This window comes from Mesorhizobium sp. M0074 (assembly GCF_040322975.1).
In the GTDB taxonomy this organism is placed as follows: domain Bacteria; phylum Pseudomonadota; class Alphaproteobacteria; order Rhizobiales; family Rhizobiaceae; genus Mesorhizobium.
In genome coordinates this window covers 82,947-105,732 of the sequence record NZ_JAMYUM010000006.1, presented here as the reverse complement: position 1 = coordinate 105,732, position 22,786 = coordinate 82,947, and the positions used below count along the sequence as shown (strand labels likewise).

At 61.7% G+C, this 22,786-nt stretch carries 26 protein-coding genes and 1 pseudogene; 10 read left to right on the top strand and 17 right to left on the bottom strand.

Features of this window, described 5'->3' with window-relative positions; all coding sequences use genetic code 11:
* Position 1: 1 nt before the first annotated feature.
* From NKJ73_RS10490 to NKJ73_RS10465, 6 genes are read left to right on the top strand one after another with little or no spacing between them, the layout of a single operon-like run.
* Positions 2-868, top strand: a complete 867-nt coding sequence (locus NKJ73_RS10490) for a carbohydrate ABC transporter permease (protein ID WP_352451567.1) — start codon at positions 2-4, stop codon at positions 866-868.
* A 1-nt stretch (position 869) separates the two neighbouring features.
* A complete protein-coding gene (locus NKJ73_RS10485) occupies positions 870-1,967 on the top strand; it encodes an ABC transporter ATP-binding protein (RefSeq protein ID WP_352455292.1) in 1,098 nt (365 codons plus the stop codon).
* A 4-nt stretch (positions 1,968-1,971) separates the two neighbouring features.
* A complete protein-coding gene (locus NKJ73_RS10480) occupies positions 1,972-3,084 on the top strand; it encodes a mandelate racemase/muconate lactonizing enzyme family protein (RefSeq protein WP_352569278.1) in 1,113 nt (370 codons plus the stop codon).
* Positions 3,085-3,093: 9 nt separating this feature from the next.
* Positions 3,094-3,423, top strand: coding sequence for an L-rhamnose mutarotase (locus NKJ73_RS10475; RefSeq protein WP_023676093.1), 330 nt, complete (start codon positions 3,094-3,096; stop codon positions 3,421-3,423).
* A complete protein-coding gene (locus NKJ73_RS10470) occupies positions 3,416-4,492 on the top strand; it encodes a Gfo/Idh/MocA family protein (RefSeq protein WP_352569276.1) in 1,077 nt (358 codons plus the stop codon). The genes NKJ73_RS10475 and NKJ73_RS10470 overlap by 8 nt, the downstream gene beginning before the upstream one ends.
* 1 nt (position 4,493) lies before the next feature.
* Complete coding sequence (locus tag NKJ73_RS10465) at positions 4,494-4,946, top strand: MaoC/PaaZ C-terminal domain-containing protein (protein WP_352569274.1); 453 nt, start codon at positions 4,494-4,496, stop codon at positions 4,944-4,946.
* 241 nt (positions 4,947-5,187) lie between these two features.
* Here the strand turns inward: NKJ73_RS10465 and NKJ73_RS10460 are convergent, their stop codons facing one another.
* The 9 genes from NKJ73_RS10460 to NKJ73_RS10420 all read right to left on the bottom strand — a co-directional run bounded on the left by NKJ73_RS10460 (position 5,188) and on the right by NKJ73_RS10420 (position 13,007).
* Positions 5,188-6,144, bottom strand: a complete 957-nt coding sequence (locus NKJ73_RS10460; protein ID WP_352569272.1) for a C-terminal binding protein — start codon at positions 6,142-6,144, stop codon at positions 5,188-5,190.
* A gap of 12 nt (positions 6,145-6,156) precedes the next feature.
* Complete coding sequence (locus NKJ73_RS10455) at positions 6,157-6,915, bottom strand: HpcH/HpaI aldolase family protein (protein WP_352569270.1); 759 nt, start codon at positions 6,913-6,915, stop codon at positions 6,157-6,159.
* Between the two features lie 43 nt (positions 6,916-6,958).
* Positions 6,959-7,672: a hypothetical protein gene (locus NKJ73_RS10450; protein WP_352569268.1), complete on the bottom strand. Its 714-nt coding sequence runs from the start codon at positions 7,670-7,672 to the stop codon at positions 6,959-6,961.
* Between the two features lie 26 nt (positions 7,673-7,698).
* On the bottom strand, positions 7,699-9,009 hold the full coding sequence (locus NKJ73_RS10445) for a TRAP transporter large permease (protein WP_352569267.1): 1,311 nt from the start codon (positions 9,007-9,009) through the stop codon (positions 7,699-7,701).
* 3 nt (positions 9,010-9,012) lie between these two features.
* On the bottom strand, positions 9,013-9,525 hold the full coding sequence (locus NKJ73_RS10440; protein WP_352569266.1) for a TRAP transporter small permease: 513 nt from the start codon (positions 9,523-9,525) through the stop codon (positions 9,013-9,015).
* Between the two features lie 57 nt (positions 9,526-9,582).
* A complete protein-coding gene (dctP, locus tag NKJ73_RS10435; protein ID WP_352569265.1) occupies positions 9,583-10,560 on the bottom strand; it encodes a TRAP transporter substrate-binding protein DctP in 978 nt (325 codons plus the stop codon).
* Positions 10,561-10,651: 91 nt separating this feature from the next.
* Positions 10,652-11,197, bottom strand: coding sequence for a flavin reductase family protein (locus NKJ73_RS10430; protein WP_352569264.1), 546 nt, complete (start codon positions 11,195-11,197; stop codon positions 10,652-10,654).
* On the bottom strand, positions 11,197-12,291 hold the full coding sequence (locus NKJ73_RS10425) for an LLM class flavin-dependent oxidoreductase (protein ID WP_023676103.1): 1,095 nt from the start codon (positions 12,289-12,291) through the stop codon (positions 11,197-11,199). The genes NKJ73_RS10430 and NKJ73_RS10425 overlap by 1 nt, the downstream gene beginning before the upstream one ends.
* Complete coding sequence (locus NKJ73_RS10420; RefSeq protein WP_352569263.1) at positions 12,291-13,007, bottom strand: GntR family transcriptional regulator; 717 nt, start codon at positions 13,005-13,007, stop codon at positions 12,291-12,293. Before NKJ73_RS10420 ends, NKJ73_RS10425 begins: the two co-directional genes overlap by 1 nt.
* A 447-nt stretch (positions 13,008-13,454) precedes the next feature.
* Between NKJ73_RS10420 and NKJ73_RS10415 the strand changes: the two genes are divergently transcribed.
* Positions 13,455-13,715, top strand: coding sequence for a hypothetical protein (locus NKJ73_RS10415; RefSeq protein WP_023676105.1), 261 nt, complete (start codon positions 13,455-13,457; stop codon positions 13,713-13,715).
* 43 nt (positions 13,716-13,758) lie between these two features.
* Here the strand turns inward: NKJ73_RS10415 and NKJ73_RS10410 are convergent, their stop codons facing one another.
* From NKJ73_RS10410 to NKJ73_RS10390, 5 genes are all read right to left on the bottom strand, one after another.
* Positions 13,759-13,977, bottom strand: coding sequence for a hypothetical protein (locus NKJ73_RS10410; protein ID WP_023676106.1), 219 nt, complete (start codon positions 13,975-13,977; stop codon positions 13,759-13,761).
* Between the two features lie 3 nt (positions 13,978-13,980).
* Positions 13,981-14,160 (bottom strand): hypothetical protein, encoded by a 180-nt coding sequence (locus NKJ73_RS10405; RefSeq protein WP_023676107.1) that lies wholly within the window; start codon positions 14,158-14,160, stop codon positions 13,981-13,983.
* Between the two features lie 127 nt (positions 14,161-14,287).
* Positions 14,288-14,500: a hypothetical protein gene (locus NKJ73_RS10400; protein WP_036238316.1), complete on the bottom strand. Its 213-nt coding sequence runs from the start codon at positions 14,498-14,500 to the stop codon at positions 14,288-14,290.
* Positions 14,501-14,593: 93 nt separating this feature from the next.
* Positions 14,594-15,031: a GFA family protein gene (locus NKJ73_RS10395; protein WP_502905369.1), complete on the bottom strand. Its 438-nt coding sequence runs from the start codon at positions 15,029-15,031 to the stop codon at positions 14,594-14,596.
* A gap of 34 nt (positions 15,032-15,065) precedes the next feature.
* On the bottom strand, positions 15,066-15,284 hold the full coding sequence (locus NKJ73_RS10390) for a hypothetical protein (protein WP_352472892.1): 219 nt from the start codon (positions 15,282-15,284) through the stop codon (positions 15,066-15,068).
* A 146-nt stretch (positions 15,285-15,430) separates the two neighbouring features.
* Here NKJ73_RS10390 and NKJ73_RS10385 point away from each other — a divergent pair, with 146 nt between their 5' ends.
* A complete protein-coding gene (locus NKJ73_RS10385; RefSeq protein WP_352569262.1) occupies positions 15,431-17,731 on the top strand; it encodes an FdhF/YdeP family oxidoreductase in 2,301 nt (766 codons plus the stop codon).
* 67 nt (positions 17,732-17,798) lie between these two features.
* Here the strand turns inward: NKJ73_RS10385 and NKJ73_RS10380 are convergent, their stop codons facing one another.
* Both NKJ73_RS10380 and NKJ73_RS10375 read right to left on the bottom strand, forming a co-directional pair.
* Entirely contained in the window at positions 17,799-18,140 is a 342-nt protein-coding gene (locus tag NKJ73_RS10380) for a response regulator (RefSeq protein WP_245274673.1), read from the bottom strand.
* Between the two features lie 14 nt (positions 18,141-18,154).
* A complete protein-coding gene (locus tag NKJ73_RS10375) occupies positions 18,155-19,936 on the bottom strand; it encodes a chemotaxis protein CheB (protein ID WP_352569261.1) in 1,782 nt (593 codons plus the stop codon).
* 450 nt (positions 19,937-20,386) lie between these two features.
* On the opposite strand from NKJ73_RS10375, the gene NKJ73_RS10370 reads away from it, so the two are divergent.
* Both NKJ73_RS10370 and tnpC read left to right on the top strand, forming a co-directional pair.
* On the top strand, positions 20,387-20,983 hold the full coding sequence (locus NKJ73_RS10370) for a response regulator (protein ID WP_352569260.1): 597 nt from the start codon (positions 20,387-20,389) through the stop codon (positions 20,981-20,983).
* 116 nt (positions 20,984-21,099) lie between these two features.
* Positions 21,100-21,807 (top strand): annotated as a pseudogene (tnpC, locus tag NKJ73_RS10365) (IS66 family transposase); the annotation flags it as partial.
* 117 nt (positions 21,808-21,924) lie between these two features.
* Here tnpC and NKJ73_RS10360 read toward each other — a convergent pair.
* The gene (locus NKJ73_RS10360) at positions 21,925-22,758 is read right to left on the bottom strand and encodes an SDR family NAD(P)-dependent oxidoreductase (protein WP_352569259.1); all 834 of its coding nucleotides are present in this window, start codon (positions 22,756-22,758) and stop codon (positions 21,925-21,927) included.
* Positions 22,759-22,786: the final 28 nt, after the last annotated feature.

Genomic DNA, 22,786 nt, shown 5'->3' with positions numbered 1-22,786 from the left:
GATGGACCAGAACAGCCTGCATCGCGTCGGCAACAAAGCGCTCGGCATCGTTCACGGCATCGGACTGTTCCTGGCCATGCTGGTCATCTGCCTGCCCGGCATCTGGATCGTGCTGTCGTCGCTGCGGCCGACCGTCGAAATCATGGCCAAGCCGCCGGTGTGGATTCCGCAGCAACTCTCGCTCGACGCCTACATCGCCATGTTCAGCGGCGTCGGCCAGGGCGGCATTCCGGTGCTCGACTACTTCCGCAATTCGCTGATCATCTCGGTGACCTCGACGGTGATCGCCATCGTCATCGGCATGGCCGGCGGCTACGCCTTTGCGCGCTACCGCTTTCGCGCCAAGTCGGCGATGTTCCTCGGCCTGATGCTGACGCGCACGGTGCCCGGCATCGCGCTGTCGCTGCCGCTGTTCTTCGTCTTTGCGCGGCTCGGCATCATCGACACGCATTTCGGGCTGATCCTGGTCTATGTCGCGCTCAACGTGCCGTTCACCGTCTGGCTGATCGACGGCTTTTTCCGCCAGGTGCCGAAAGACCTCGCCGAAGCCGCTCAGATCGACGGCTGCACGCGCTGGCAGGCCTTCTGGCAGGTCGAGTTTCCGTTGGCCGGGCCCGGCATCGCCTCGGCCGGCATCTTTGCCTTCCTCACCTCCTGGAACGAGTTCGCGCTCGCCTCGCAGCTGACGCGCTCGATCAATTCCAAGACCCTGCCGGTCGGCCTGCTCGACTATACGGCCGAATTCACCATCGACTGGCGCGGCATGTGCGCGCTCGCCGTGGTCATGGTCATACCGGCGCTCACGCTTACCTTCATCGTCCAGAAACACCTCGTCGGCGGCCTCACTTCCGGCGCGGTGAAAGGCTGACATGGCAACCGTATCGCTCAAGAACCTCACCAAAAGCTACGGCCCGGTGGCGGTGGTGCACGGCATCGATCTCGAGGTCGCCGACCGCGAATTCATCGCGCTGGTCGGGCCGTCCGGCTGCGGCAAGTCGACAACCCTGCGCATGATCGCCGGCCTCGAGGCGATCAGCGACGGGATCATCGAGATCGGCGGCCGCATGGTCAACGACCTGCCGCCGCGCTCGCGCAACATCTCGATGGTGTTCCAGTCCTACGCGCTCTACCCGCATATGACCGTGCGCGAAAATCTCGGCTTCTCGCTCAAGATAGCCGGCGCCGCGAAGGAAGAAATGGACCGTCGCGTCGCCGAAGCATCCGGCATTCTCGGCCTCGACCAGTTGCTCGACCGCCGGCCGTCGCAGCTGTCGGGCGGACAGCGCCAGCGCGTCGCCATGGGCCGCGCCATCGTGCGCGATCCCGACGTCTTCCTGTTCGACGAGCCGCTTTCCAATCTCGACGCAAAGCTTCGGACGCAGATGCGCACCGAGATCAAGAAGCTGCACGCCAAGGTCAAGTCGACAGTGATCTACGTCACCCATGACCAGGTCGAAGCGATGACATTGGCGGACCGCATCGTCATCATGCGTGACGGTTTCATCGAGCAGGTCGGCACACCCGACGAGGTCTTCCGCCGGCCGCAGACACGCTTCGTCGCGGGCTTCATCGGCTCGCCGCCGATGAATCTGCATGAGGCGGTTGTCGACGACGGACAACTGCTGTTCGCCAGCGGCGAGAGGCTGCCTTTGCCCAGCCAGTTCAAGGCCAATATCGAGGCCGGCGACAAAGTCGTGTTCGGCCTCAGGCCCGACGACATCTATCCGACCGGGCATGGCATCAGCTCCGGCGAAGACGTCGACGTCCACCAGGTGGAGTTGCCGGTGACCGTCACCGAGCCGCTCGGCAACGAGACGCTGGTGTTCGCCGAATTCAACGGCAGCGACTGGGTATCGCGGATGCTCAATCCAAAGCCGCTGAAGGCCGGCGACCGGGTCAAGATGAGCCTGGACCTGTCGCAGGCCCATCTGTTTTCCGCCGAAACAGGCAGGACATTGCGAGGTTAACATCATGGCAAAAATCGAGAAAGTCGAACTGCGGATGGTCGACCTGGTGCCGAAGGTCAAGCGCACCGATGCCATCCAGAGTTTTGTCAGCCAGGAAACACCGATCGTCACCATCACCGACGCCGACGGCGCGGTCGGCACCGGCTACAGCTATACGATCGGCACGGGCGGCTCCTCGGTGATGCGGCTGCTGGCCGACCACCTTGCGCCGCGGCTGATCGGCCGCGACGCCGACATGATCGAGGCGATCTGGCACGAGCTGGAGTTCGCCACCCATGCCACGACGATCGGCGCGATCACGGCAATCGCGCTCGCGGCCATCGACACTGCCCTTTGGGACCTGCGGGCCAAGAAACAGAGGCTGCCGCTGTGGAAGCTGGCCGGCGGCGCCAAGGACCGCTGCCCGCTCTACACGACCGAAGGCGGCTGGCTGCATATCGAAACCGAGGCGCTGGTCGCGGATGCGCTGGCCGCCAAGGGCAAGGGGTTTCGCGGCTCGAAGGTCAAGATCGGCAAGCCGCACGGCTCTGAGGATCTTGCCCGGCTGACGGCGGTGCGCCGGGCGGTTGGAGACTCCTACGAAATCATGACCGACTGCAACCAGGGCTTTTCGGTCGACGAGGCGATCCGCCGGGCCGAGCGCTTGCGTGAACTCGACCTCGCCTGGATCGAGGAACCGCTGCCGGCCGACGACATTGACGGCCATATCCGCCTGTCGAATGCGACGTCGACGCCGATCGCCGTCGGCGAGTCGCTCTACTCGATCCGGCATTTCCGCGAATATATGCAGAAGGGCGCGTGCTCGATCGTGCAGGTCGATGTCGGCCGCATCGGCGGCATCACGCCGTGGCTGAAGGTGGCGCATGCAGCCGAGGCGTTCGACATACCGGTCTGCCCGCATTTCCTGATGGAATTGCATGTCAGCCTGACATGCGCCGTTCAGAACGGCAGATATGTCGAGTATATTCCCCAGCTCGACGAGCTGACCGGCAAGAAAATGCGTATCGAGGACGGGCACGCGCTGGCGCCGGACGAACCCGGCATCGGCATCGACTGGGACTGGGATGCGATCAAGGCGAAGAGCATCGCGGAATTCACCATGGTGATAGAAAAATAGGAGGCGGACATGCAGCGAATGGGAATGGTGCTCGGCCTCAAGCCGGAGAAAGTCGCCGAGTATGTGCGGCTTCACGCTGCCGTGTGGCCGGACGTCCTCAAGATGATTTCCGCCTGCAACATCAAGAATTATTCGATTTATCTGAGGGAGCCGGAGCACCTTTTGTTCAGCACCTTCGAGTACCACGGCACCGACTATGCCGCCGACATGGCGAAGATGGCCGCCGATCCCACGACGCAGGAATGGTGGGCGCTGTGCATGCCATGCCAGGAGCCGCTGCCGACCCGCAAGGAGGGCGAGTGGTGGGCGTCGATGGACGAAGTCTTCCATTATGACTGATGACATTTTCGATCCTGCCTCGCTTTCCCAGGCCTGGCTACAGCCGTCAAAGCCCAGGCCGATCGTGATTTTCGGCGCCGGCTCGATCGTCGGCGATGCGCATTTCCCGGCCTATGGGAAAGCCGGTTTCCCGGTTGCCGGGCTTTTCGACCCCGACCTGCCCAAGGCGGAAAAACTGGCGCAGAAATGGGGCGTCACCGCTTACCGGTCGGTCGAGGAAGCTGCGTCCATCAAGGGCGCCGTCTTCGATCTGGCGACACCGCCGGCCTATCATGCCGGCGTGCTCAGGGCGCTGCCCGATGGTGCGGTGGCGCTGATCCAGAAGCCGATGGGCAGCAATCTCACCGAGGCGACCGAGATCCTCGAAATCTGCCGCGCCAAAGATCTGAAGGCGGCGGTGAATTTCCAGCTGCGCTTCGCGCCGATGATGCTGGCGCTCAGGGATGCGATCGCCAAGGGCTGGCTCGGCGACGTGGTCGATTTCGACGCATGGCTGGCGCTGGCGACACCCTGGCAGCTCTGGGAATTCCTGTTGCAGGCGCCGCGCGTCGAGATCACCATGCATTCCATCCATTATCTCGACCTGATCCGGCAATTGCTCGGCGACCCCAAGGGGGTTCATGCCAAGACACTCGGCCATCCCGGCCATAAGGTTGCGCAAACGCGCACCAGCGCGATCCTCGACTATGGCGACACCGTGCGCTGTGCACTGTCGATCAACCACGATCACAAATTCGGTCGAAAACACCAGGCCTGCGAATTCCGCATCTGCGGCACCGAGGGCGCCGCTTACCTCAAATTAGGCGTCAACCTCGACTATCCGCGCGGCGAGCCGGACATTCTCGAAATCTACCCCAAAGGCGGCACGGACTGGATTGCGGTTTCACTCGTCGGCGCATGGTTTCCGGACGCCTTTGCCGGCCGCATGGCCAATGTCCAGCGCTACGCGTCGGGCGAGGACGCCGAGCTTGTCAGTTCCGTCGAGGACGGCTGGAACACCATGGCGCTGGTCGAAGCCGCCTACCGATCGAGCGCGGCGCCGGCAACGCCGATAGCGGCGAGGCCCTGACATGGAGCAGACTGTCTATTTCGAGGACTACCGGATCGGCTCGTCGCGCATGACCAGCGGGCGCACCATCACCGAGACCGATTTCGTCGTCCATGCCGGCCATACCGGTGATTTCTTTCCCCACCACATGGACGCCGAGTTCATGAAGACGACGCCGTTCGGCCAGCGCATCGCCCACGGCACGCTGGTTTTTTCGGTCGGCGTCGGGCTGACGGCCAGCGTCGTCAACCCGGTTGCCTTCTCCTATGGCTACGACCGGCTGCGCTTTATCAAGCCGGTGTTCATCGGCGATACGATCAGGACCCGCACCACCATCTCGGCCAAGGAAGACGACCCGAAGCGACCCGATTCAGGCCGGGTCGTCGAGCGCTGCGAGGTGATCAACCAGCATGGCGACGTGGTGCTGGTCGCCGATCACATCTACATCGTCGAGCGTCGCGACAAGCCGAGTTGAGCCTCGACGGATGGCACTGAAACCTAAAGACAAAAAAAACCGCCTTGCGGCGGTCCTCGGTCCGAATCAGCACCATACGCAAATTACTAGCATAGCTGCCGGCACAAAGCAAGAACAAAATGTGGCAACCGGACAAATCGCGACAGGTTGCGCTGCCCCTTATCGCCCTGCGAACCCCGACTTGCAGGACTTGGGTTCCGCGGAGCAGGCGGATAGAGGTGGTGCCGACATCGGGAATTGGTCATATCCGGTTGACCGGATATACCGGCTTGCCGCCGCGCAGGACCGATGCGACATCGGCAAACACCTTGTTGCGAACCTCCGCGTAAGACTGGGTCGAGTAGTGCGCCGCGTGTGGACTGACCAGGACAGTGTCCAGCGCCAGCAGCGGATTGTCGGGTGAAGGCGGCTCCCGCTCGAACGTGTCGATGCCGGCGCCTGCCAGATGGCCGCGCCGGATCGCGTCCGCCAATGCGACCTCGTCGACCAGGCCGCCGCGGGCCACGTTGATGAGTATCGCCCCTTCCTTCATCCGCGACAGGGCTTGTGCCGACATGATGTTTCTGGTCTCCGGTGTCGCTGGAACGTGCAGCGAGACGATGTCGGCCCTGGCCAGCAGCTCGTCGAAGCCGACCGGTTCGGCACCACCGGCCGCGATGCGCTCGGCCGGCATATGCGGGTCGTGGGCGATGATGTGGTAGCCGAAGACCCGCGCCCGCTCGGCAGTCAGCCGCCCGATCTGGCCGAAGCCGATCAGGCCGAGGATCTGCCTGTCGGGCCGCGTGATGCCGGCGCCGTCGGCCATTGCAGTCCAGCGGCCGGCGCGCACCGCGCTGTCGAACTGTTTCAGCCTGCGCGTCAAGGCCAGGATCAGGGCCATGGCGTGGGTGCTGACTTCAACCAGATTGGCGTCCGGCACGTAGGTTACCTGAACACCGGCACGGCTGGCGGCCTCGACGTCGATCGAGTCGAGCCCTACGCCGAACCGTCCGATGACCTTGAGCCTCTTCAGTTCCGCCAAAACACGAGCCGTGATCGGCTCCCGCAATACCATCAATGCGTCGGCGTCGCGGCAGTGTTCGATCAGGGCATCTTCCGTGAGCAGCGTCTTTTCGACAAATTCGACGTTCAAGCCGTCGAGGTAGCGCAGCTGCTCCTCCTCGACTGACAGCACACCGTCGGTCTTGATGATCTTCATGGCAAACTCTTGCTATGAGGCGCTGCGCGCCGAGGCGACGCCGGCGGCAAGGCCGGCCCCGAGAAACATCGTGTCGCTGGCCAGCATGTAGAAGCTGATGCCGTGCCGCGACCATTTGCCGACATCATCCGCCGAAGGGCGAAAGATGCCGACGGCCTTGCGGGCCGTGCGCGCCGCGGCCGCGATCCTCATAATCGCTGCATTGAGCTTGTCCTGGCCGGCCGGCCCCATGGCGTCGATCGAGACCGACAGGTCGCCGGGGCCAATGAAGACCACGTCGACGCCGTCGACCTGGACGATGTCGTCGATGTTGGCGAACCCTTCGGCCGTCTCGACCTGGATGGCGACCGTCAGGACCTCGTTGGCCGATTTGAGGTAGTCCGGAATCCTGTAGCCATAACCGGCGGCGCGGCCCGGGCCGACACCGCGGGCGCCGACCGGCGGGTACCGGCAGGCCATGACCGCCATGCGCGCTTGTTCGGCCGTGGAGACGCGGGGTACCAGGACACCCGACGCGCCGGCGTCGAGCGCGGCCGCCATCCACTCCGGCGTGTGGCCGGGAACGCGCACCATCGCGGGAATCCTGTGGACATCGGCCGCGCGAATCAGATCCTCGAGCCGTCCGCGGCCGATCTGCGAATGCTCCCAGTCGATGCACAGGAAATCGACCCCGCTGGCGGCGGCCACTTCGACCGCCACAGGGTGCGGGATGGCGCAGAAGGTGCCGATGAGGCGATCGAGAGAGATACATTTCTTGCGAAAGTCGTACATGAAATCTCCAGAAATTTTCGGCGTCGGCAAAAAACCTGTTTGCCTATGTGGCCCTTGACGAAGGATGCACGGCTTCCGTCGACATCGGAAAATGCCGGCTGCCGCCTGAAAACGGCGGAAAAGTCTTGTAGTCGGCGCGCATCTCCAGCCGCGCCGGCGATTGCAGCGCGTGCGTCAATGCCGCGGGACTGTCGAACATGACCCGATTGCGCTGCATATGGTCGATCCGCGGCCAGGGAAGCGAACCGCACCAATCCAGTCGCGACAGAACCTCGATGTGGCGAATGCCGGGAAAGCCCCGCATCAATTGCGGATGATGCGTCACATAGTGGTAGAGCCAGGCATTCATGTCTTCGGCCGGCCCGGGATAGTGGACAAGATAGCTGCAGGGGAGCCCGGACGTCTTGACGCCAGCGTCGTCGACGGGAAACGGACGCACGCACATTGCCTGTTGCGTCGGCCTCGAACCGGCGATGCTCGACAGCATACCAGGTGCGGCAAGCGCCTGCAGATGGCCGGACGGCGCCAGCGCCGCCTCCATGTCCGCCAGTTCGTCGAAATAGAGCTGGAAGCCAAAGACCGGCGGTGGACCATCGTTGTTGAACATGTCCGTCGCCACTTCGGGTAGATAGATGTTTGCAAGCGCAAGGCCCGGCGTTGAAGCAATCACACGCCGCACGGCGTCAACATCTTCGCCGGCGATGGCCAAATTTGCCTCGCGGTCATCGTGGAAGAAAGCAAGATAGGCAAAGCGCATGTGGACACCTGCTGGATCGAGTTCGACTAGATCAAATTCGGAAGAAAGAGAGCGATCTGCGGAAAGAGGACAATCAGCAGGATCAGCAGAAGCGTCAGCGCGATATAAGGCGCCGCAGCCATGGCAACCGTCTTGAGCGATGTGCCTTTCGGCGCAACGCCGATCATGATGAACAGCAGCAGACCAAACGGCGGCGTGGTGAAGCCGACCTCGTAGGCGAGCAGCAGGATCAGCCCGAACCATACCGGCTCGTAGCCGAATTGCTGGGCGATCGGCAGGAAGATCGGCAGCGTGATCAGCATCATCGAGACCTGATCCATGAACATGCCGAGCAGCAGGATGACGAGCACCATCATGAGCAGCATGGGATACGGTCCAAGATCGTAGCCGACGATGAACTGGATAAAGCCGTTGGAGGCGCCGGAGAAGGCAAATATCTGCGAGAACGTCGTCGAAGCCGAGATGATCAGGAAGGTCATGCCGGTGACCTTCATCGCATCGTCCAGCGACTTCCAGACAACCGACCAGCTGAACCGTCGGTAGACAAACAACAAGGCGAAGACGGCGGCACAGCCGAGTCCGGCCGATTCCGTCGGCGTCGCTATCCCAAGGATGATCGTGCCGACCACCATGAATACGATGACGCTCATCGGAATGATGTTTACGGCAACCGCCCTCACCTTCTCGGCCGCAGGGACGGCGGGCACCGGATAATGCGGAGCGGCGTCCGGATCGATCTTTGTCTGCGCGAAGATCAGGGCCGCGTACATGACAACGAGCAGCAGTCCGGGCAGAGCCCCCGCTATGAGCAGCGCGCCGACGTCGATTTGGGCCAGCGAGCCGAGCAAGACGGCCAGCGAGGATGGCGGGATGATGACGGCAAGGCTTCCTGCGCCAAGCACCGGGCCGTAGGCCATATGCGGCTTGTAGCCCCGCTTCAGCATCTCGGGCACCATCAGCGAGCCCATCATGCCGGTGTTGGCAAGGCTGGAACCTGACAGCGCGGAAAAGATCGTGCCGGCGGCGAGGACGACATAGGCAAGACGTCCGCGCAGATTGCCGACGCACAGGTCGAGCGCGTAGATGACCTTCTCGCCGAGGCCGGAGCGGAAGAACAGGCTGCCCATGACAAGAAACATCGGCAGCGGGGCAAGCGCATAGGTCGAGACAGCGTCGGAGAAGTTGGCGACCATCTGCGTCACGCCGATCGAACCGCCGAAGAACAGGTACAGCCCGATCACATTGGTGACGAAGAACGCGAAGGCGACCGGCAGCCCAAGCCCCATCAACAGCAGGATGGTGCCAACGAGCACGGCGAATGGAAACAGCCAGGCCACCGGTCAGAGCCCTTCCATTTCCAGCGGATCGAGAGTGTACAGCGTGTCACGGCCGAGCAGATATCTGAGCCATTCCACCGCCGAGAGATAGAAGGCGAGCATGATGGGCAGAAAGACCAGCCATTTCGGCATATCGAAACTGCGCGTTTCGTATTCGCCGCCCGCAACGGCACTTGTCAGCGAAGACAGAGCGACGCTGCCGAGGTAGAGGCTGACGGCAATGCAGGCGAGATAGACCAGCTTTTCAAGCACCGCCCTTGCCCGCACCGGCAGCGCCTGGCGCAGGAACTCGACGAAGACATGGCCCTTGCTGTGGACCAGCCAGGGCATCGGCAGGAATGCCGCGTAGAGCAGGCCGTATTCCGTCGCGGACACCGCCCAGGCAAGCGGCCTCAGGCCGAGATTGCGGACGCACACATCAGCAACCACCGCGACGATGATCAGGCCAAGCACCACTTTTGCCGCCGCCGCCAACGCAAGGCTCAGCTTCCCGATCGCTGCAAACAATCCGTCCATTTCCGACGACCCTCATGTCCACCTTGATGAAGGGCGCACCAGCGCCCTCCGCTCGGGCTACTGGAAGAATTTCTTCAACTGATCGATGTTGGTGGGATCGCGTTTGGTCATTCTCGCCCAGCTTGCCTGCGTGGCAGCCGCCAGGAATTTGTCGCGGCCGGCGCCGGTCAAGCTGATCACCTTCTGCCCGCCGCCGATCATTGCCTGTGCCTGCTTTTCGGACTCGGCGAGATTGGCGTCATAGCTCACGCGCTCGTATTCGACGGCCGCGTCGGCAAGCAGCTTCTGCGCCTCGGGTGACAGCGTGTCCCATTTCGCCTTGTTGATCGAGATCAGCACGTCGGTTTTGAAGAACTGCGGGTCGACACGGTATTTTGTGAATTTGTCCCAGCCGAAGGACGCATAGCCAAATACGGTATAGGCGTTGGCATTGACGACGCCGCGCTCGAGCGAAGTGTAGACGTCTCCCGGCGCTTGCACGATCACCGTTGCGCCCAAGGATTCAAGGAAATCGCGGTAGAGCGGCGACGAGCGGATCTTCAAACTGCTCCACTCGATGCTGCCTTCATCGTTGAGCTTAGGTTCGTCGACGGTGAAGACGTTGAAGCCCGAGCCCGCGTCGACATGCGCCAGCAGATGGGCATTGGCCTTCTTCTCGAAAATCCCGCTGATGAAATCCCAGCCGCCATTGTCGCGGACCTCCCACGGCGTCTTCGTCGATGCGGAGAAAACCTCGCCTTCGGGCACGAGTTCGAGGAACTGCCCTGCCGGTGTGTCGATCACGTCGATCAGGCCGCTCCTGAGCGCCGCGCCCTGCTGGATCGGCGGAATGACCTCCGGCCCGCCACGCACGTTGATCTGGACCACGCCCTTGCCCTTTTCGTTCACCTTCTGAACGAACTTCAGGAAGCTCTGGGCGTAGCCGTTCTGCGTCGGCGTAAAATGCACGGCGTTGAGGACGACCTCTTCGGCCGTGGCGATACCCGCTACACCCGACATGAGTGCAGCCAGAACAAGGGATTTCCAAATGCGCATTGCCGTACTCCCTCTGATAGTTCGCCCATGATCCGGCCCATGATCGGGCCGATCTGAAATTGCAATCGCCGCGCCGCCACGTGAACGGCGGTTAGTTGGCATCATCTCCTACTGTCAGGAACCGCCCATGCGCGTAGAAGACCGGCGATCGATGAGCGCGGTCCAGCGCAACGCCCGAGACGATGCCGATAACGATCATGTGCGACGCCCGCACAATGATTTCGGCCACCCGGCATTCGAACATTGCCCGCGCGCCGACAAGCAAGGGCGCGCCGGTTTCGCCACGCACCCATGATCCGGACGAGAACCGCGCGGCGCCCTTGGCTTTGGTCATGCCGCCAAAGGCACGCACAACGTTCTCTTGGTCGCCGGCGGGAAGATTGACCGAAAACGGCAAGTCTTCGCGAATGGCCGAGGCAAAGGTGCTGCCGCGGTTGACGCAGGCCAGCAGCGACGGCGGCTCGGCGCTGAACGAGCAGAGAGCCGTCGCCGTGATGCCGCAAAAGCCGATCTCGTGATGTTCCGAGGCAAGGATGGCGACCGAGCCCGCCACCGCCCGCATCGCCTGCTTGAAGGCGCGCGGATTGATGGCGTCGTGCCCATCCACCCACGGGGTCGGAATGGCGGCCGCCGGCATCAATTGACTCGAAGCCCGGCCTGGCGCATCAGCGGCAGCACGCGGTCGCAGAAGAAGGGCAATTCGTAGGTGTAGTTGACGAATGTAAGGGCGGCGCCGGAATAGCCCTGGTCCATGATCTCAGTGAGATCGTCGACGATCTTTTCCGGCGTGCCGATGAGCGGGAACGTTCCGGCACCGCCGGCGAACCTTTGCCGATATTCGGTGAAAGCCTTCGCGTCGTGCGAGTTCGCGAATTCCTTCTTCTTGCGCATGTGCTCGTCGACCGCACCCTCGTCCGCGCATTCCAGCGCGTAATGCCGGTAGTAGTCCTCGGCTTCCTGCTGGGTCTCCCGGCAGACGACGTGACAGACCGTATAGACGCCGACTTCGCGTCCGACTTCGGCCGCTCGGTTGGTGATGTCGACCACATGCGCACGGCCGTCGGCGATTTCGGAAAAAGTCGAAAACAAATAGTCGCAGTGGCGCGCTGCATAGTTGCGCCCTGGCGCGCCGAAGGCGGCGTTCATGGTCACCGGTCGTGGCGCCTGCAGACTTGGTGGGCGGCTGACGACCCCCTTCAGATCATAGAACTCGCCGCCGAAATCGAACGGCTCCCTCGATTGATAGGCACGCACGATGATGTTGATCCATTCCTCGGCTTGATCGTAGGTTCGATCGCCGACCGTCTGCCCGAACATGGCGAACTCGTCGGGGTTCCAGCCGCAGACAATGTTCAAGCCGGCCCGCCCATTGGAGATGTGGTCGACCGTCGCCAGCGCTTTTGCAGCCTGCAGCGGATGAACCAGCGGCACATGCACCGTCATGAACAGGCCGATGTTTTCCGTGGCGACAGCAAGGCCCGCCGCCCAGGTGAAAGTCTCGAACGACCATTCCCGCACATGCGTCAAACCGCCGAAGCCGCGCCAGCGGGCGATCGGCAGCAGAAACTCGAGGCCGGCGCGATCGGCGATGCAGGCGGAGTTGAGGTTGTCTTCCCAGCGGGCATGCCAGCGCTCGAGAACGGTGGTCATTGCCAGGCCGCCATCGGCGTTCATGGAAAAGACGCCGAGCTTGAACCTGTTCGGCCCTTTCAGCGGGTGCTGCTTCCTGATCATGCTTTCCCCTGCCGCGACATGCCCTCACCTTCACCGTTGGAGTCTTGAAACGGTGGGCTAAGCTTCATGAAACGCTCCTCGGCGTTCTGAATGAAGTGGGTCATGCGGTCGTAAGCGGCGACGGCGTCGCGCTTGACGAATGCCTCATAGATTGCGCGCATGCCGGCAACGATAACGGCCTGCGTCGGCTGGTGCGACAGCGTCCTTAAGCGGACGACGAGCACGTGGTCGGCGAACCTTGCAATCGTTTGGGAAAGGCGCTCGTTCTCGACGGCGCCGAGCCAACAATTCCTGAATGCCGAATTGGCCTGGAAAAAGCGGTCGGCATCGCCGGCGGCGGCCGCAGCCTCGGCCTCCCGAAGCGCGGCTGCCAGGGTCTTGAGGCCAGCGGCGTCAAGTGTCCGTGCGGCGTGCGCGGCGGCCCGTGGCTCAAGCAGGCGGCGGACCTCGAAGATGTCGGCGACATCCGTCGCGGTAAGCGTGGGCAGGGTGAAGCCGCGTGTGGTGCCGACGAGATAGCCCTCATGCACCAACTGCATCAAGGCGTCGCGGACAGGCATTCTGGAAATGCCGAGCTGGGCGGCAATATCGACGTCGACGAGCTTCTGGCCAGGCGCCAATTCGCCATGCTGTATCGTCAGCCGGATTTGTTGATAGACCTGGGCACGCAGATTGCCATCGCCAACCCGTTTGAGCTCTATCGTTTCCGTCATCCACGCCTTCCCATGCGAAGATTTCGTATATCGTTTGAGGCTGTGTTCTCGCAGTCGTGCCGTTTGAAATGCAGCCACGTGTCGGCAGAAATCGACCTATCAGCCATGTTCCCGGCTCAAGTGGAGCATAGGCTGGATCACCTGGCAAGATGTTTTAAGTTTATAATGTATACTGTTTGAGTTCGCTGTCCGGAGGGCAATGGATCGCGCCATCCGTGCTGCCGCGCCGCGCGACGGCGGGGACAGCTAACGATCCGCGCGGTTCGGTAAAAAACGTACAGACGTTTTTCCGTGACACATCGAAGTTGACGGATTTAACTAAAATTACTTGCGATCTGCGCGCGCCGGCACGCCCACCCCGATCCCCTCGCCGGTACGCATTACTGGATCGCCCGCCGTATCGAAAGGTGCGGCGGGCTTTTCGTTTCGTTTGGCGGGGAGGCGCTTATGCGAGACTTGCCCAGGAATATCGACGCCGACGTCGTGATCGAAATCAGCAAGCTGCTCGACGACCGGGCAAAGTCCGTGCCGGTGCCGGTGCACAAGCTGGCGGCGATGATCCGGCTGGGCGTCGAGACCCGTCTGACCGATCACTCGATCGAGGAGCTGATCGTGGAAATGGCCGCGACGCGGGGGCTTCCGATGCTGTTCGACTTGCCGGTGGTCGACAACGTCGTGCCGTTTGCCTTGGCGCGCCGTTCCCGCTGACACTTCGCTCGAACCTCACCGATCGTCGCGTCGCCGCCCGATTTCACTTGTCCTGATGCGCGGGCCGAGTGTCGCCTTTCTTTTCGGGGTCGTGGGTATGGTGGCTGTCGCGTTCGCCGCCGCCGCCGGAGACTTTGCTGTGGCTGCGACGGTCGGAGTCGGCCGGCGGCTTTTCGACGCTCAGCGGCTTCTTGGCGTTTTCGTGCGCGGCGCCGGGACCGCCCTGGCGGATGCTGGCAGGAGTCTTCTTCGACGTGGACATGACCTAGCGATCCTGGACGTTGCCTTGATGGGTGGTGTTGACCTTCGTATTGCCTTGCTGGCCCTGCTTGTCGGGATCCGGAACGGCTGATTGCGGTCCCTGTTCGGCTGCTACCGATTTTTTGTCACCGGCGCCCTTTGGGCTCAGATTCTTCGGCGGCACAGGGGGAGGTTTTGTGCTCATGGCGTTTCTCCTTCCGCCACCCAAACAAGCGGCTCGGGAGAAAGGTTCCCGAGGGTCCGACATTAACGGTGATTGCCGCAACGAGCCGGGTCCACAGGCCGTGGCTTGGGGCCGGCGGGATCCAGGATTATTTCTTGATGATGTTTCCGTTGTTCAGATCGAAGGCCTGGGCACCGAACGCCTGCCTGAAGAAATCCTCCTGCAGATCGCCCCATTCGCCGAGATAGGCGCCGCAATTGCTGCAATGGATCGGCGTCGAATCCTTCGGATTGTCGGGAATCTCCATCAGGATCGTCCCGCACGCCTTGCAATCGAGCTTGTCATCCAAACGGCGGCCCATTGGCACATGATCGCGCGTTTTCAGCCGTGCGCCAATTGTCGTTTTCGTACGGGGCTGCGAACGGTACGTTTCCACCTGCAGGCGGGCAGTAGGCTATCGGTCTGCCGGATTTCCGAACGCCGGATCGCGCCGCCTCGAATACGTCCCCACCCGCGGCAGCTCGTCTGGAAAGTCGACCCAGGGAAGCCTCATGTCCCAATATGCGTGGGCCTGCGGCGAAAACCGTTCGGGATGATCGAGGAAGCCGACCGCCAGATAGAGTTCGTCGGGCAGGCCCCGGTCGACATAGCCGATCGATGTTCCGCAATCCGCACAGAAGGACCGAAGCACGCCTGGGGTTTTCGAAAAGGTCTTCGGCGTGCCGGTGAGCAATGTGAATTCGGAAGGCCGATAACCGACCCACACCGACAGAGGGCTTCCTATCGCCTTGCGACAGTCGTCATCGTGATCGGAGCAAATCCAGAAAGGCTCACCGCGCATCTCCGCCGTTATGGCGCCGCAAAAACAGGAACCCGTTTCAGTTCGTGGCATTGCCTTGCTGCTGGATTTCATTGCTGGCCCTACGTCATTGCTGGCCTGGCATTTCGGTATTTTCCTTTGGGTTCTTCTTGATGCCGGCGGCAGGCGAGGTATCGGCCGGAGCATTGCCACCCTGGTTCTGTTCAGGGGCTCTTTTGAGCGGCGAAGTTCGCCAGCCCATATCGCCGTACAAAAAGCCAATCAGAAAGCCGACGATGATGATGGCCGAAATCACCATCGCAATTAACGCGTTACGTCGCTCCATTTCGCGCGGCTCCTTTCTTCGAGCCGAACAAACGATGGCGGAAATGGTTCCGGCGAGACGGACCGGCGTGACGGTACGGACCCAGCCCGGAACATTCAGCCTCACCGCGGGTTCGAATGAGTGCTCTTCCACAGGGAGTGGCTTGCATGAGACCCGCCGTAACCGATCGCATCGAAACCAAGAAATACGACCACCCGACAGGCGGCTGGGGATCGCTCAAATCCCTGGTCCGCAAGGCGCGAGGCGAAGGCCTGCTGTTGTCCGGGATATGGAGCACGCTGCTCAAGCAGAACAAGGCCGACGGCTATATGTGCGTGTCTTGCTCATGGGCAAAGCCAGCCCAGCCGAGGCCTTTCGAATTCTGTGAAAACGGCGCCAAGGCGACGATGTGGGATCAGACCAAGCTGCGCTGCGAACCCGCATTCTTCGCCGAGCACTCGGTGACGGAATTGCTCGATTGGCCGGACCACGATCTGGAGAAGCAGGGCAGGCTTACCGCGCCCATGCGCTACAATGCCGCCACCGACCGTTACGAGCCGGTTTCCTGGGACGATGCATTCCGCGACATAGCTGCCGAACTGCGGCGGCTCGAACCCAAATCGGTGGTGTTCTACACATCCGGCCGCGCCTCGCTCGAGGCCTCGTTCATGTACCAGCTTTTTGCGCGGATCTATGGGTCTTCGAACCTGCCCGATTCATCTAACATGTGTCATGAATCGACGTCGGTCGGCTTGCCGGAATCGATCGGCTCGCCGGTCGGGACCGTGCAGCTCGAAGACTTTGCGAAATGCGACATGATGTTCTTCTTCGGGCACAACACCGGGGTGACGGCGCCGCGCCTGCTGCATCCGCTGCAAGAGGCACGTCAACGCAACGTGCCCGTCTTCACCTTCAATCCCTTGCCCGAGCGGGGACTGAAACGCTTCAAGAACCCGCAAAACCCTGTCGACATGCTGTCGCCCGGGCCTGGCACCAAAATGTCCAGCGACTTCTTCCAGGTTCGTTCCGGCGGCGACATTGCCGCGATAACGGGCATCGGCAAAGCGTTGCTGGCGCTCGACGATGCCGCCCGCGAAAGCGGCAGGACGCGTGTCATCGACACGGCATTCATCGCCGAGCACACGCATGGCTTCGCCGAGTTCGAAGCCTTCCTGCGCAACACCCAGTGGAGCGATATCGTCGCACGATCCGGCATTGCGCAGACCGACCTGGAGCATGTCGCCGAGGTCTACAGCCATGCCAACGCGGTGATCGGCAATTACGGCATGGGCCTGACCCAGCATCGGCACGGCACCGAGAACGTCCAGATGCTGTGCAACCTTTTGATGATGCGCGGCAATATCGGAAAACCCGGCGCCGGCATTTCGCCGCTGCGCGGCCATTCCAACGTCCAGGGGCAGCGCACCGTCGGCATATCGGAAAAACCCGAGCTCGTGCCGCTCGACAAGTTCGCCGAATTCTATGCCTTTGAACCGCCGCGCGAGAAAGGTCGCGATACGGTCGAAACCTGCGAAGGCGTCATCGACGGATCGGTCAAGGGCTTCGTCGGACTGGGCGGCAATTTCGTGCGGGCCGTTCCGGAAACCGGCCTGGTCGAAAAGGCCTGGCGTGGGCTCGACCTGCATGTCGAGATCGCGACCAAACTCAACCGCAGCCACCTGATCGCCGGGCGGACAACCTATTTGCTGCCTTGCCTGTCACGGCTGGAAAGAGATCATCAGGCAAGCGGCGACCAAAGGGTGTCGGTAGAGGATTCCACCGCCTGTATCCACGGCTCGTTCGGATCGCGACCTCCGGCTTCGCCGCATCTGCTTTCCGAGCCCAGGATCGTTGCCGAGCTTGCCAAGGCGACAGTGCCGGGCAGGAGTTCGATCCCATGGGACGAGTGGGTTGGGGATTATTCCCGCATCCGCGACGAAATCGAGCGCTGCTACCCCCAACATTTCCGCGACTTCAACAAGCGTTTCCTGACGCCCGGCGGCTTCCATCGCGACATCAAGGCGAGCAAGCGGGTGTGGGAGACGCCGAACAAAAGGGCAAACTTCAAGCTGCCAAGTGGCCTTGAAACCGATCCCGACATCGATGTCGCCGGCCGCGATGTGCTGACACTGATCACGGTGCGCTCCAACGACCAGTTCAACACGACCGTCTACGGCTACAACGACCGGCTGCGCGGCATCAGCGGCACACGCATGGTGCTGTTGATGAACGAGAAGGATATCCAGCGCCTCGGTTTGAGCGCCGGACAGGAAGTCGATCTCGAAGCCAATGCGCAGGACGGTGTGGAGCGCTGCGTGCACGGGCTGCGCGTTACACCTTACTCGGTGCCGGAGGGAAATTGCGCCGGTTACTACCCCGAGCTCAACCCGCTGGTTCCTTTGTGGCACAGAGCCGAGAAGGCTCATGTTCCGGCGGTCAAATCGGTACCGGTGCGGATATTGCCATAGGCGTTCGTCGTTCGCGGCAGGCACGCACCACGCCGATGTGACCTGGCGCGACTTTCAAATCGCGACCTCAGCCGGCTCGCGCGAGTTCATCCACGGCATTCAGGATCGCACTCTGGCTCGCCGGCTTCTGCACGATCCTGCAAGCGCGGAACCCGGCCGGAATTTCGCGTTCACCAAAGCCTGAGAGGAAGGCGAACGGAACACCACGCGTCCGCAACGCTTCCGCAATCGGATAGCTGGTTTCGTCGTTCAACTGGATATCCAGTAACGCCGCGTCGACGCCGCCTTCGCCAACGAGCCGGAGTGCCGCCGTCACCGACGAAACAGGTCCAACCACCTGATGGCCGGCTTTGCGTAGGTAAGCCGCCGCATCGTCGGCGATCAGCCATTCATCCTCGACGATCAGCACACGCACCTTTCCGGTCACGACGAGCCCTCGCGGGTCAGAGGAAATGCGATTTCCGCCTCCAAACCATTTGAGCGGAAACTTGTTTCAACTCTTCCGCCCAGCCTATAGCCGATTTCTCCGCGCAGAAGGGTAAGGCCGAAGCCGCTGTCGGTTGGCTCCTTGATGCGGGGGCCGCCCTTCTCGCGCCAGACGAGCTTGAAGGTTCCGTCGGCCACCGACCATTTGACAACTATCCGCCCGGCAGGTTTCGACAGTGCGCCATACTTGGCGGCATTCGTCGCCAGTTCATGGATGGCCATGCCGAAGGAAAGCCCTTGTGCCGGCTTGAGATTTACCCTCCTGCCATCGAGCTCAAACCGTTCGGGGCCGAAGGGATCGAGTTCCTGACGCAGCAGTTCCTCGACGGAGGCTTCCGTCCAGCTCTCGCGCGAGAGCAGACTATAGGCTCGTGACATTGCATGCAGGCGCCCGATCAAGGCTTCAGCGAACTCCTCTTTCGATGCCGAGTTTTCACGGGTCCGGTTGGTGATGCTGGCCACGACCGCCAGCATGTTCTTGACGCGATGGTTCAGCTCGGAGATGAGCACCTGCTGACGCTCTTCCGCCTGCGCCAGCGTCGTCACGTCGATCAAGGTCACGACGACGCCCTGGATGCCGCCGCCTTTGTCCCGGCACGGGTTGATGCGAACCAGGTAGAACCGGCCCTTGTCGTCGCGCGCAAGGTGATGGTTCAGGGTCTCTCCCGTCTCGAACACTGCCTCGATGTGAGGCTTCAGCTCGGGATAGTCGAGCTGGCTCGAAAGATCGGTCAGCGGCCGTCCGACATCGGATGGGTGCAGATTGAAGAAGGCCGATGCAGCGGGGGTAAAGGTCCGCACCACAAGGTTGCGGTCGAGGAAGATGGTTGCGATCTCTGTGCTTTCGAACAGGTTTCTGAGATCGCTGTTGGCGCGGTCGAGCTCCTCAATCTTGCTGGTCAGCTCCGCGTTGATGGTGCTGAGCTCTTCGTTGAGCGACTGCTTCTCCTCCTTCGAGGCCTCAAGCTCCTCATTAGTCGACTGCGCCTCTTCATTGGCGGAGAACGTCTTCGTCTTATAGCTGGAAAAGTCGTGACCGGAATGGCCGCGCAGAGTGGGGTCGATTTCATCGGCGGCCCGACCCATGTCAGCCTTGTGCTCGCCACCCCCCTCGGCCAGCCCGTTCAGCACATTGAAGCCGCGGCCAAACGCCTGAAGCTTTGCGCCGATCTCCTCGGCGGGCGCTGCGATATCGATCAGGCCGCTCGAAATCGCGCTTTGCGGCATGTCCGGGTTGCGCGCGCCGGAACCGTTGGAGGCTTGGGCAATCGTCAGTCCGCCATGTTCCTTGATCGCCCGGGCGCCCAGCGTGCCGTCCGAATCGCCCCCCGACAGGATGATGCCTATGGCGTACTCCCCTTGGTCCTCGGCCAGTGCACGGAAGAAGATGTCGATCGGTTTGCGCTCGCGGTTAAGCGTGTTCGGCCGGCGCAGCGAAAGCGCGCCCTTACGGATGGTGAGGACGACGTTTTGCGGCATCACATAGACTTGGTCGGGTTGGACCGCCATGCCCTCCTCGGCGACGATGACCGGCATGCCGGTGTAACGTGCGATAACGTCATGCAGCAGGCTTTCGCGCTCTGGGCTCAGATTAGTGACGACGACGAACGCCATGCCGGTGCCGCCGGTCAGTCCTTTGAACAGGCCCTCCATCGCGGGAATGCCGCCGGCCGATGCGCCGACGCCGACAATGGGAAATCTTCCGTTCTGGAACACCATGCCACGCCTCGGTAACAGCCGCGGCTGCGAAACCGCCAAATCGGACCTCAGACTAATGCATGTCGCGCAAAAGTGTGCAGCGGTTTTGCGATAACGAGATGAATAAAAACAACAGCCTAAAGCGCGTCGCATGAGGCCGGCAAAACGCGACGTGCTTTAGGACCGGACCGAGCCTCAGGCCAGTAAATAGTCCTCGAACGGAACAAAGCACCGCCGGTGGGCATTAACATCCGGTTTTCGAGGCGGTTCCAATGGCAAAACGACCACCTGAGATAAAGCCGGCAAAACAAATCTCGTTACGTTCGCCGGATCTGGCCAAGGTCCCGGTATCCGAAGAAATCCCGCCTCGTCTGCTCGCGCGCGCGGAACGGTTGCAAGAGGCTTTGTCCCGTCATTTTGTACAAGTCCGCGCCGACAGCCGTGACTCCCGCAGAAAGAAGGAACAAAGAGGTGCGCGACCTGCAAGGCTTGCATATCCTGATCGTCGAGGACGAATGGATGCTGGCGGGCGATCTTGCACGTTATTTCAGCAAGATGGGCGCCGTCGTGCTTGGCCCCGTGGCGACGGTCGAACAGGCGTCGAAGCATACCGATGAGGCGGAAGCCGCAATCCTGGACGTCAATCTCAACGGAAGACGGGTATTCCCGATCGCGGACGAACTGATGCGCCGCGGCGTGCCGTTCGTGTTTTTCAGCGGCGACGAAGACATCGTTATTCCTGAGCGCCTTCGGTATGCCAGCAGCCTCAGAAAATCCTCGGACGGCCAGGCTGTTTTCGATGCTCTCTTCCCCTCCGAGCCCAAAGCATCAAGCGGAAATCTGGCGACCGAGCCGTCAGACGACGTATTTTCCCTGCTGCCTAAGCTCAGGCTCGCAGCGCGTCTGCTGCTGGGAGACGTTGACGCTTCCGACCGGCTGGTCGAGCGGACGCTCGAGCAGGCGATCGGCGAGATCGACAGGAGACGATCCGGTTCCTCCACCGAGGACTGGCTTAACGACATCATGCGAAACATCGTCAAGGCACGCGGAGCAAACCTGCTGCACTGACCATGCCCGCCGGCAACTAGTATCTCTGCACATGGATTATGACTCTTTGGCGGTTGGCTTTGGATAGGCCTTGGCCAATTTGAGGCGCGCCTGTTCGGTTGAGAACATCCAGTTGCGGCGGTGCTCCGCCTGGTGTGGCCTTCACCTACGCTCGGGGCATTCATGCCGAACGGATATTGCAGGGCTTCTCCGGCATCCTGCAGGTCGATGGCTATGCCGGATACAACAGACTGATCGCACCTGACCGTGTCGGCTCGGACATCCGGCTTGCCTATTGTTGGGCACACGCTCGCCGCAAGCTGGTGGAGATAACCCGCAACGGAGCAGCACCTATCGCCGAAGAGAGCGTCAAGCGGATCAGCGAACTGGGTCGGATCGAGGCCGAACTGCGTGGCCTTGATCCGGAGGCTCGCCTCGCCGGACGACAGGAACGATCAACACCACTGGTCACCGACATGCAGACCTGGTTCGTCCATCACCGCGCCCGTGTCGCGACCAAGTCTCCACTCGGCGAGGCCTTGGCGTACATCGCCAAATATTGGGATGGTTTGAAGCTCTTCCTGACCGACGGCCGCATCGAGATCGACAACAACAGCGTCGAGCGAACCATCCGGCCGATAGCCCTCAATCGCAAGAATGCACTCTTTGCGGGGCACGACGCTGGAGCCGAGAACTGGGCCACCATCGCATCGCTCATCGAGACCTGCAAACTCAACGCCGTCGATCCGCAGGCCTACCTGACCAATACGCTCACCGCCATCGTCAACGGTCACAAGCAGAGCCGGATCGATGAGCTGCTGCCTTGGGCTTACAAGGGGAAGTAATGTGGCCCCGAAGACTACAGTCGGCCCAAAGCGGACTTCGGAAGGTACGCAGATAGAGGATCGGCGAATGCCCCAAAGCCCGCACGCAGGGTGTGGACTCAGGGCGTTCCAGCGTCCTCAGTCTATGGCGAGAGAACTCGACAGTTCTCGGTACGCTTCGATCTGCTGCTGCAAGAGAGCAATCTTCTGCTCCGCCACCTGGATAGCGTCAGAGCCAGCGAGGAAGCGCCGTGGCAGTTCGTCCTGCTCAGCGAGCGTGATTAGAGCGCGTGCCAGCTTAGCGGGGTCACCGCCCTGCTTGCCGTTCTGGGACTTCCAGAAGGCAATCTGTGCCGTGCGTCGCTCGTGATAATCTTCGATCGCGATTTCCGCGTAACTGGTGGACTCCTCCGTCAGAAGCTCCGTGCGGAAAAAGCCTGGGTTGACGATCATCGTCTCGATGCCGAACGGACCGACTTCAGTCTGCAGCGCTTCCATCCAGCCATCGAGGCCAAACTTCGAAGCAGAGTAGGCTGTGCAGAATTCAAAGCCCATCAGACCTGCCGTCGAGGAGATCGAGACGATCTGGCCGGAGCGCTGCTTGCGCATGACCGGAAGGAACGCCCGCGTCACGATCATCGGACCGTCAAGGCTCGTGCTTAGCTGCAACTGCATCTGCTTGGGAGACAGTTCCTCGAAATACCCGGCGTAGAAGCTGGCCGCGTTGTTGACCAGCACGTCGATCCGTCCGAACCGCTCAAGGGTCGCCTGCGCGGCGGCGTCGGCGTCAGCGGCCTTGGTGACATCGAGTTTCACGACAAGAAGGTCGTCGGAAGCACCTAGAGCGTTCGCCACCTTGTCTGGATTACGGCCAGTCGCGACCACCTTGTGGCCGGCTGCCAGGGCCGCCTTGGCAATGTCCAGGCCGAGGCCACGTCCTGCCCCGGTGATGAACCACACTTTGTTACTCATCTCATGTGTCCTTTCATGTTGTCAGCCC

Bases quoted from the DNA above. Each gene is read 5' to 3' on its own strand.
- NKJ73_RS10440 (WP_352569266.1), bottom strand. From the start codon at position 9,525: ATGGACGGATTGTTTGCAGCGATCGGGAAGCTGAGCCTTGCGTTGGCG.
- NKJ73_RS10460 (WP_352569272.1), bottom strand. From the start codon at position 6,144: ATGAAGATCATCAAGACCGACGGTGTGCTGTCAGTCGAGGAGGAGCAG.
- NKJ73_RS10455 (WP_352569270.1), bottom strand. From the start codon at position 6,915: ATGTACGACTTTCGCAAGAAATGTATCTCTCTCGATCGCCTCATCGGC.
- NKJ73_RS10450 (WP_352569268.1), bottom strand. From the start codon at position 7,672: ATGCGCTTTGCCTATCTTGCTTTCTTCCACGATGACCGCGAGGCAAAT.
- NKJ73_RS10465 (WP_352569274.1), top strand. From the start codon at position 4,494: ATGGAGCAGACTGTCTATTTCGAGGACTACCGGATCGGCTCGTCGCGC.
- NKJ73_RS10490 (WP_352451567.1), top strand. From the start codon at position 2: ATGGACCAGAACAGCCTGCATCGCGTCGGCAACAAAGCGCTCGGCATC.
- NKJ73_RS10360 (WP_352569259.1), bottom strand. From the start codon at position 22,758: ATGAGTAACAAAGTGTGGTTCATCACCGGGGCAGGACGTGGCCTCGGC.
- NKJ73_RS10400 (WP_036238316.1), bottom strand. From the start codon at position 14,500: ATGGGCCGCCGTTTGGATGACAAGCTCGATTGCAAGGCGTGCGGGACG.
- NKJ73_RS10390 (WP_352472892.1), bottom strand. From the start codon at position 15,284: ATGGAGCGACGTAACGCGTTAATTGCGATGGTGATTTCGGCCATCATC.
- NKJ73_RS10475 (WP_023676093.1), top strand. From the start codon at position 3,094: ATGCAGCGAATGGGAATGGTGCTCGGCCTCAAGCCGGAGAAAGTCGCC.
- NKJ73_RS10395 (WP_502905369.1), bottom strand. From the start codon at position 15,031: ATGCCACGAACTGAAACGGGTTCCTGTTTTTGCGGCGCCATAACGGCG.
- NKJ73_RS10485 (WP_352455292.1), top strand. From the start codon at position 870: ATGGCAACCGTATCGCTCAAGAACCTCACCAAAAGCTACGGCCCGGTG.
- dctP (WP_352569265.1), bottom strand. From the start codon at position 10,560: ATGCGCATTTGGAAATCCCTTGTTCTGGCTGCACTCATGTCGGGTGTA.
- NKJ73_RS10480 (WP_352569278.1), top strand. From the start codon at position 1,972: ATGGCAAAAATCGAGAAAGTCGAACTGCGGATGGTCGACCTGGTGCCG.
- NKJ73_RS10430 (WP_352569264.1), bottom strand. From the start codon at position 11,197: ATGCCGGCGGCCGCCATTCCGACCCCGTGGGTGGATGGGCACGACGCC.
- NKJ73_RS10405 (WP_023676107.1), bottom strand. From the start codon at position 14,160: ATGAGCACAAAACCTCCCCCTGTGCCGCCGAAGAATCTGAGCCCAAAG.
- NKJ73_RS10415 (WP_023676105.1), top strand. From the start codon at position 13,455: ATGCGAGACTTGCCCAGGAATATCGACGCCGACGTCGTGATCGAAATC.
- NKJ73_RS10420 (WP_352569263.1), bottom strand. From the start codon at position 13,007: ATGACGGAAACGATAGAGCTCAAACGGGTTGGCGATGGCAATCTGCGT.
- NKJ73_RS10375 (WP_352569261.1), bottom strand. From the start codon at position 19,936: ATGGTGTTCCAGAACGGAAGATTTCCCATTGTCGGCGTCGGCGCATCG.
- NKJ73_RS10385 (WP_352569262.1), top strand. From the start codon at position 15,431: ATGAGACCCGCCGTAACCGATCGCATCGAAACCAAGAAATACGACCAC.
- NKJ73_RS10410 (WP_023676106.1), bottom strand. From the start codon at position 13,977: ATGTCCACGTCGAAGAAGACTCCTGCCAGCATCCGCCAGGGCGGTCCC.
- NKJ73_RS10470 (WP_352569276.1), top strand. From the start codon at position 3,416: ATGACTGATGACATTTTCGATCCTGCCTCGCTTTCCCAGGCCTGGCTA.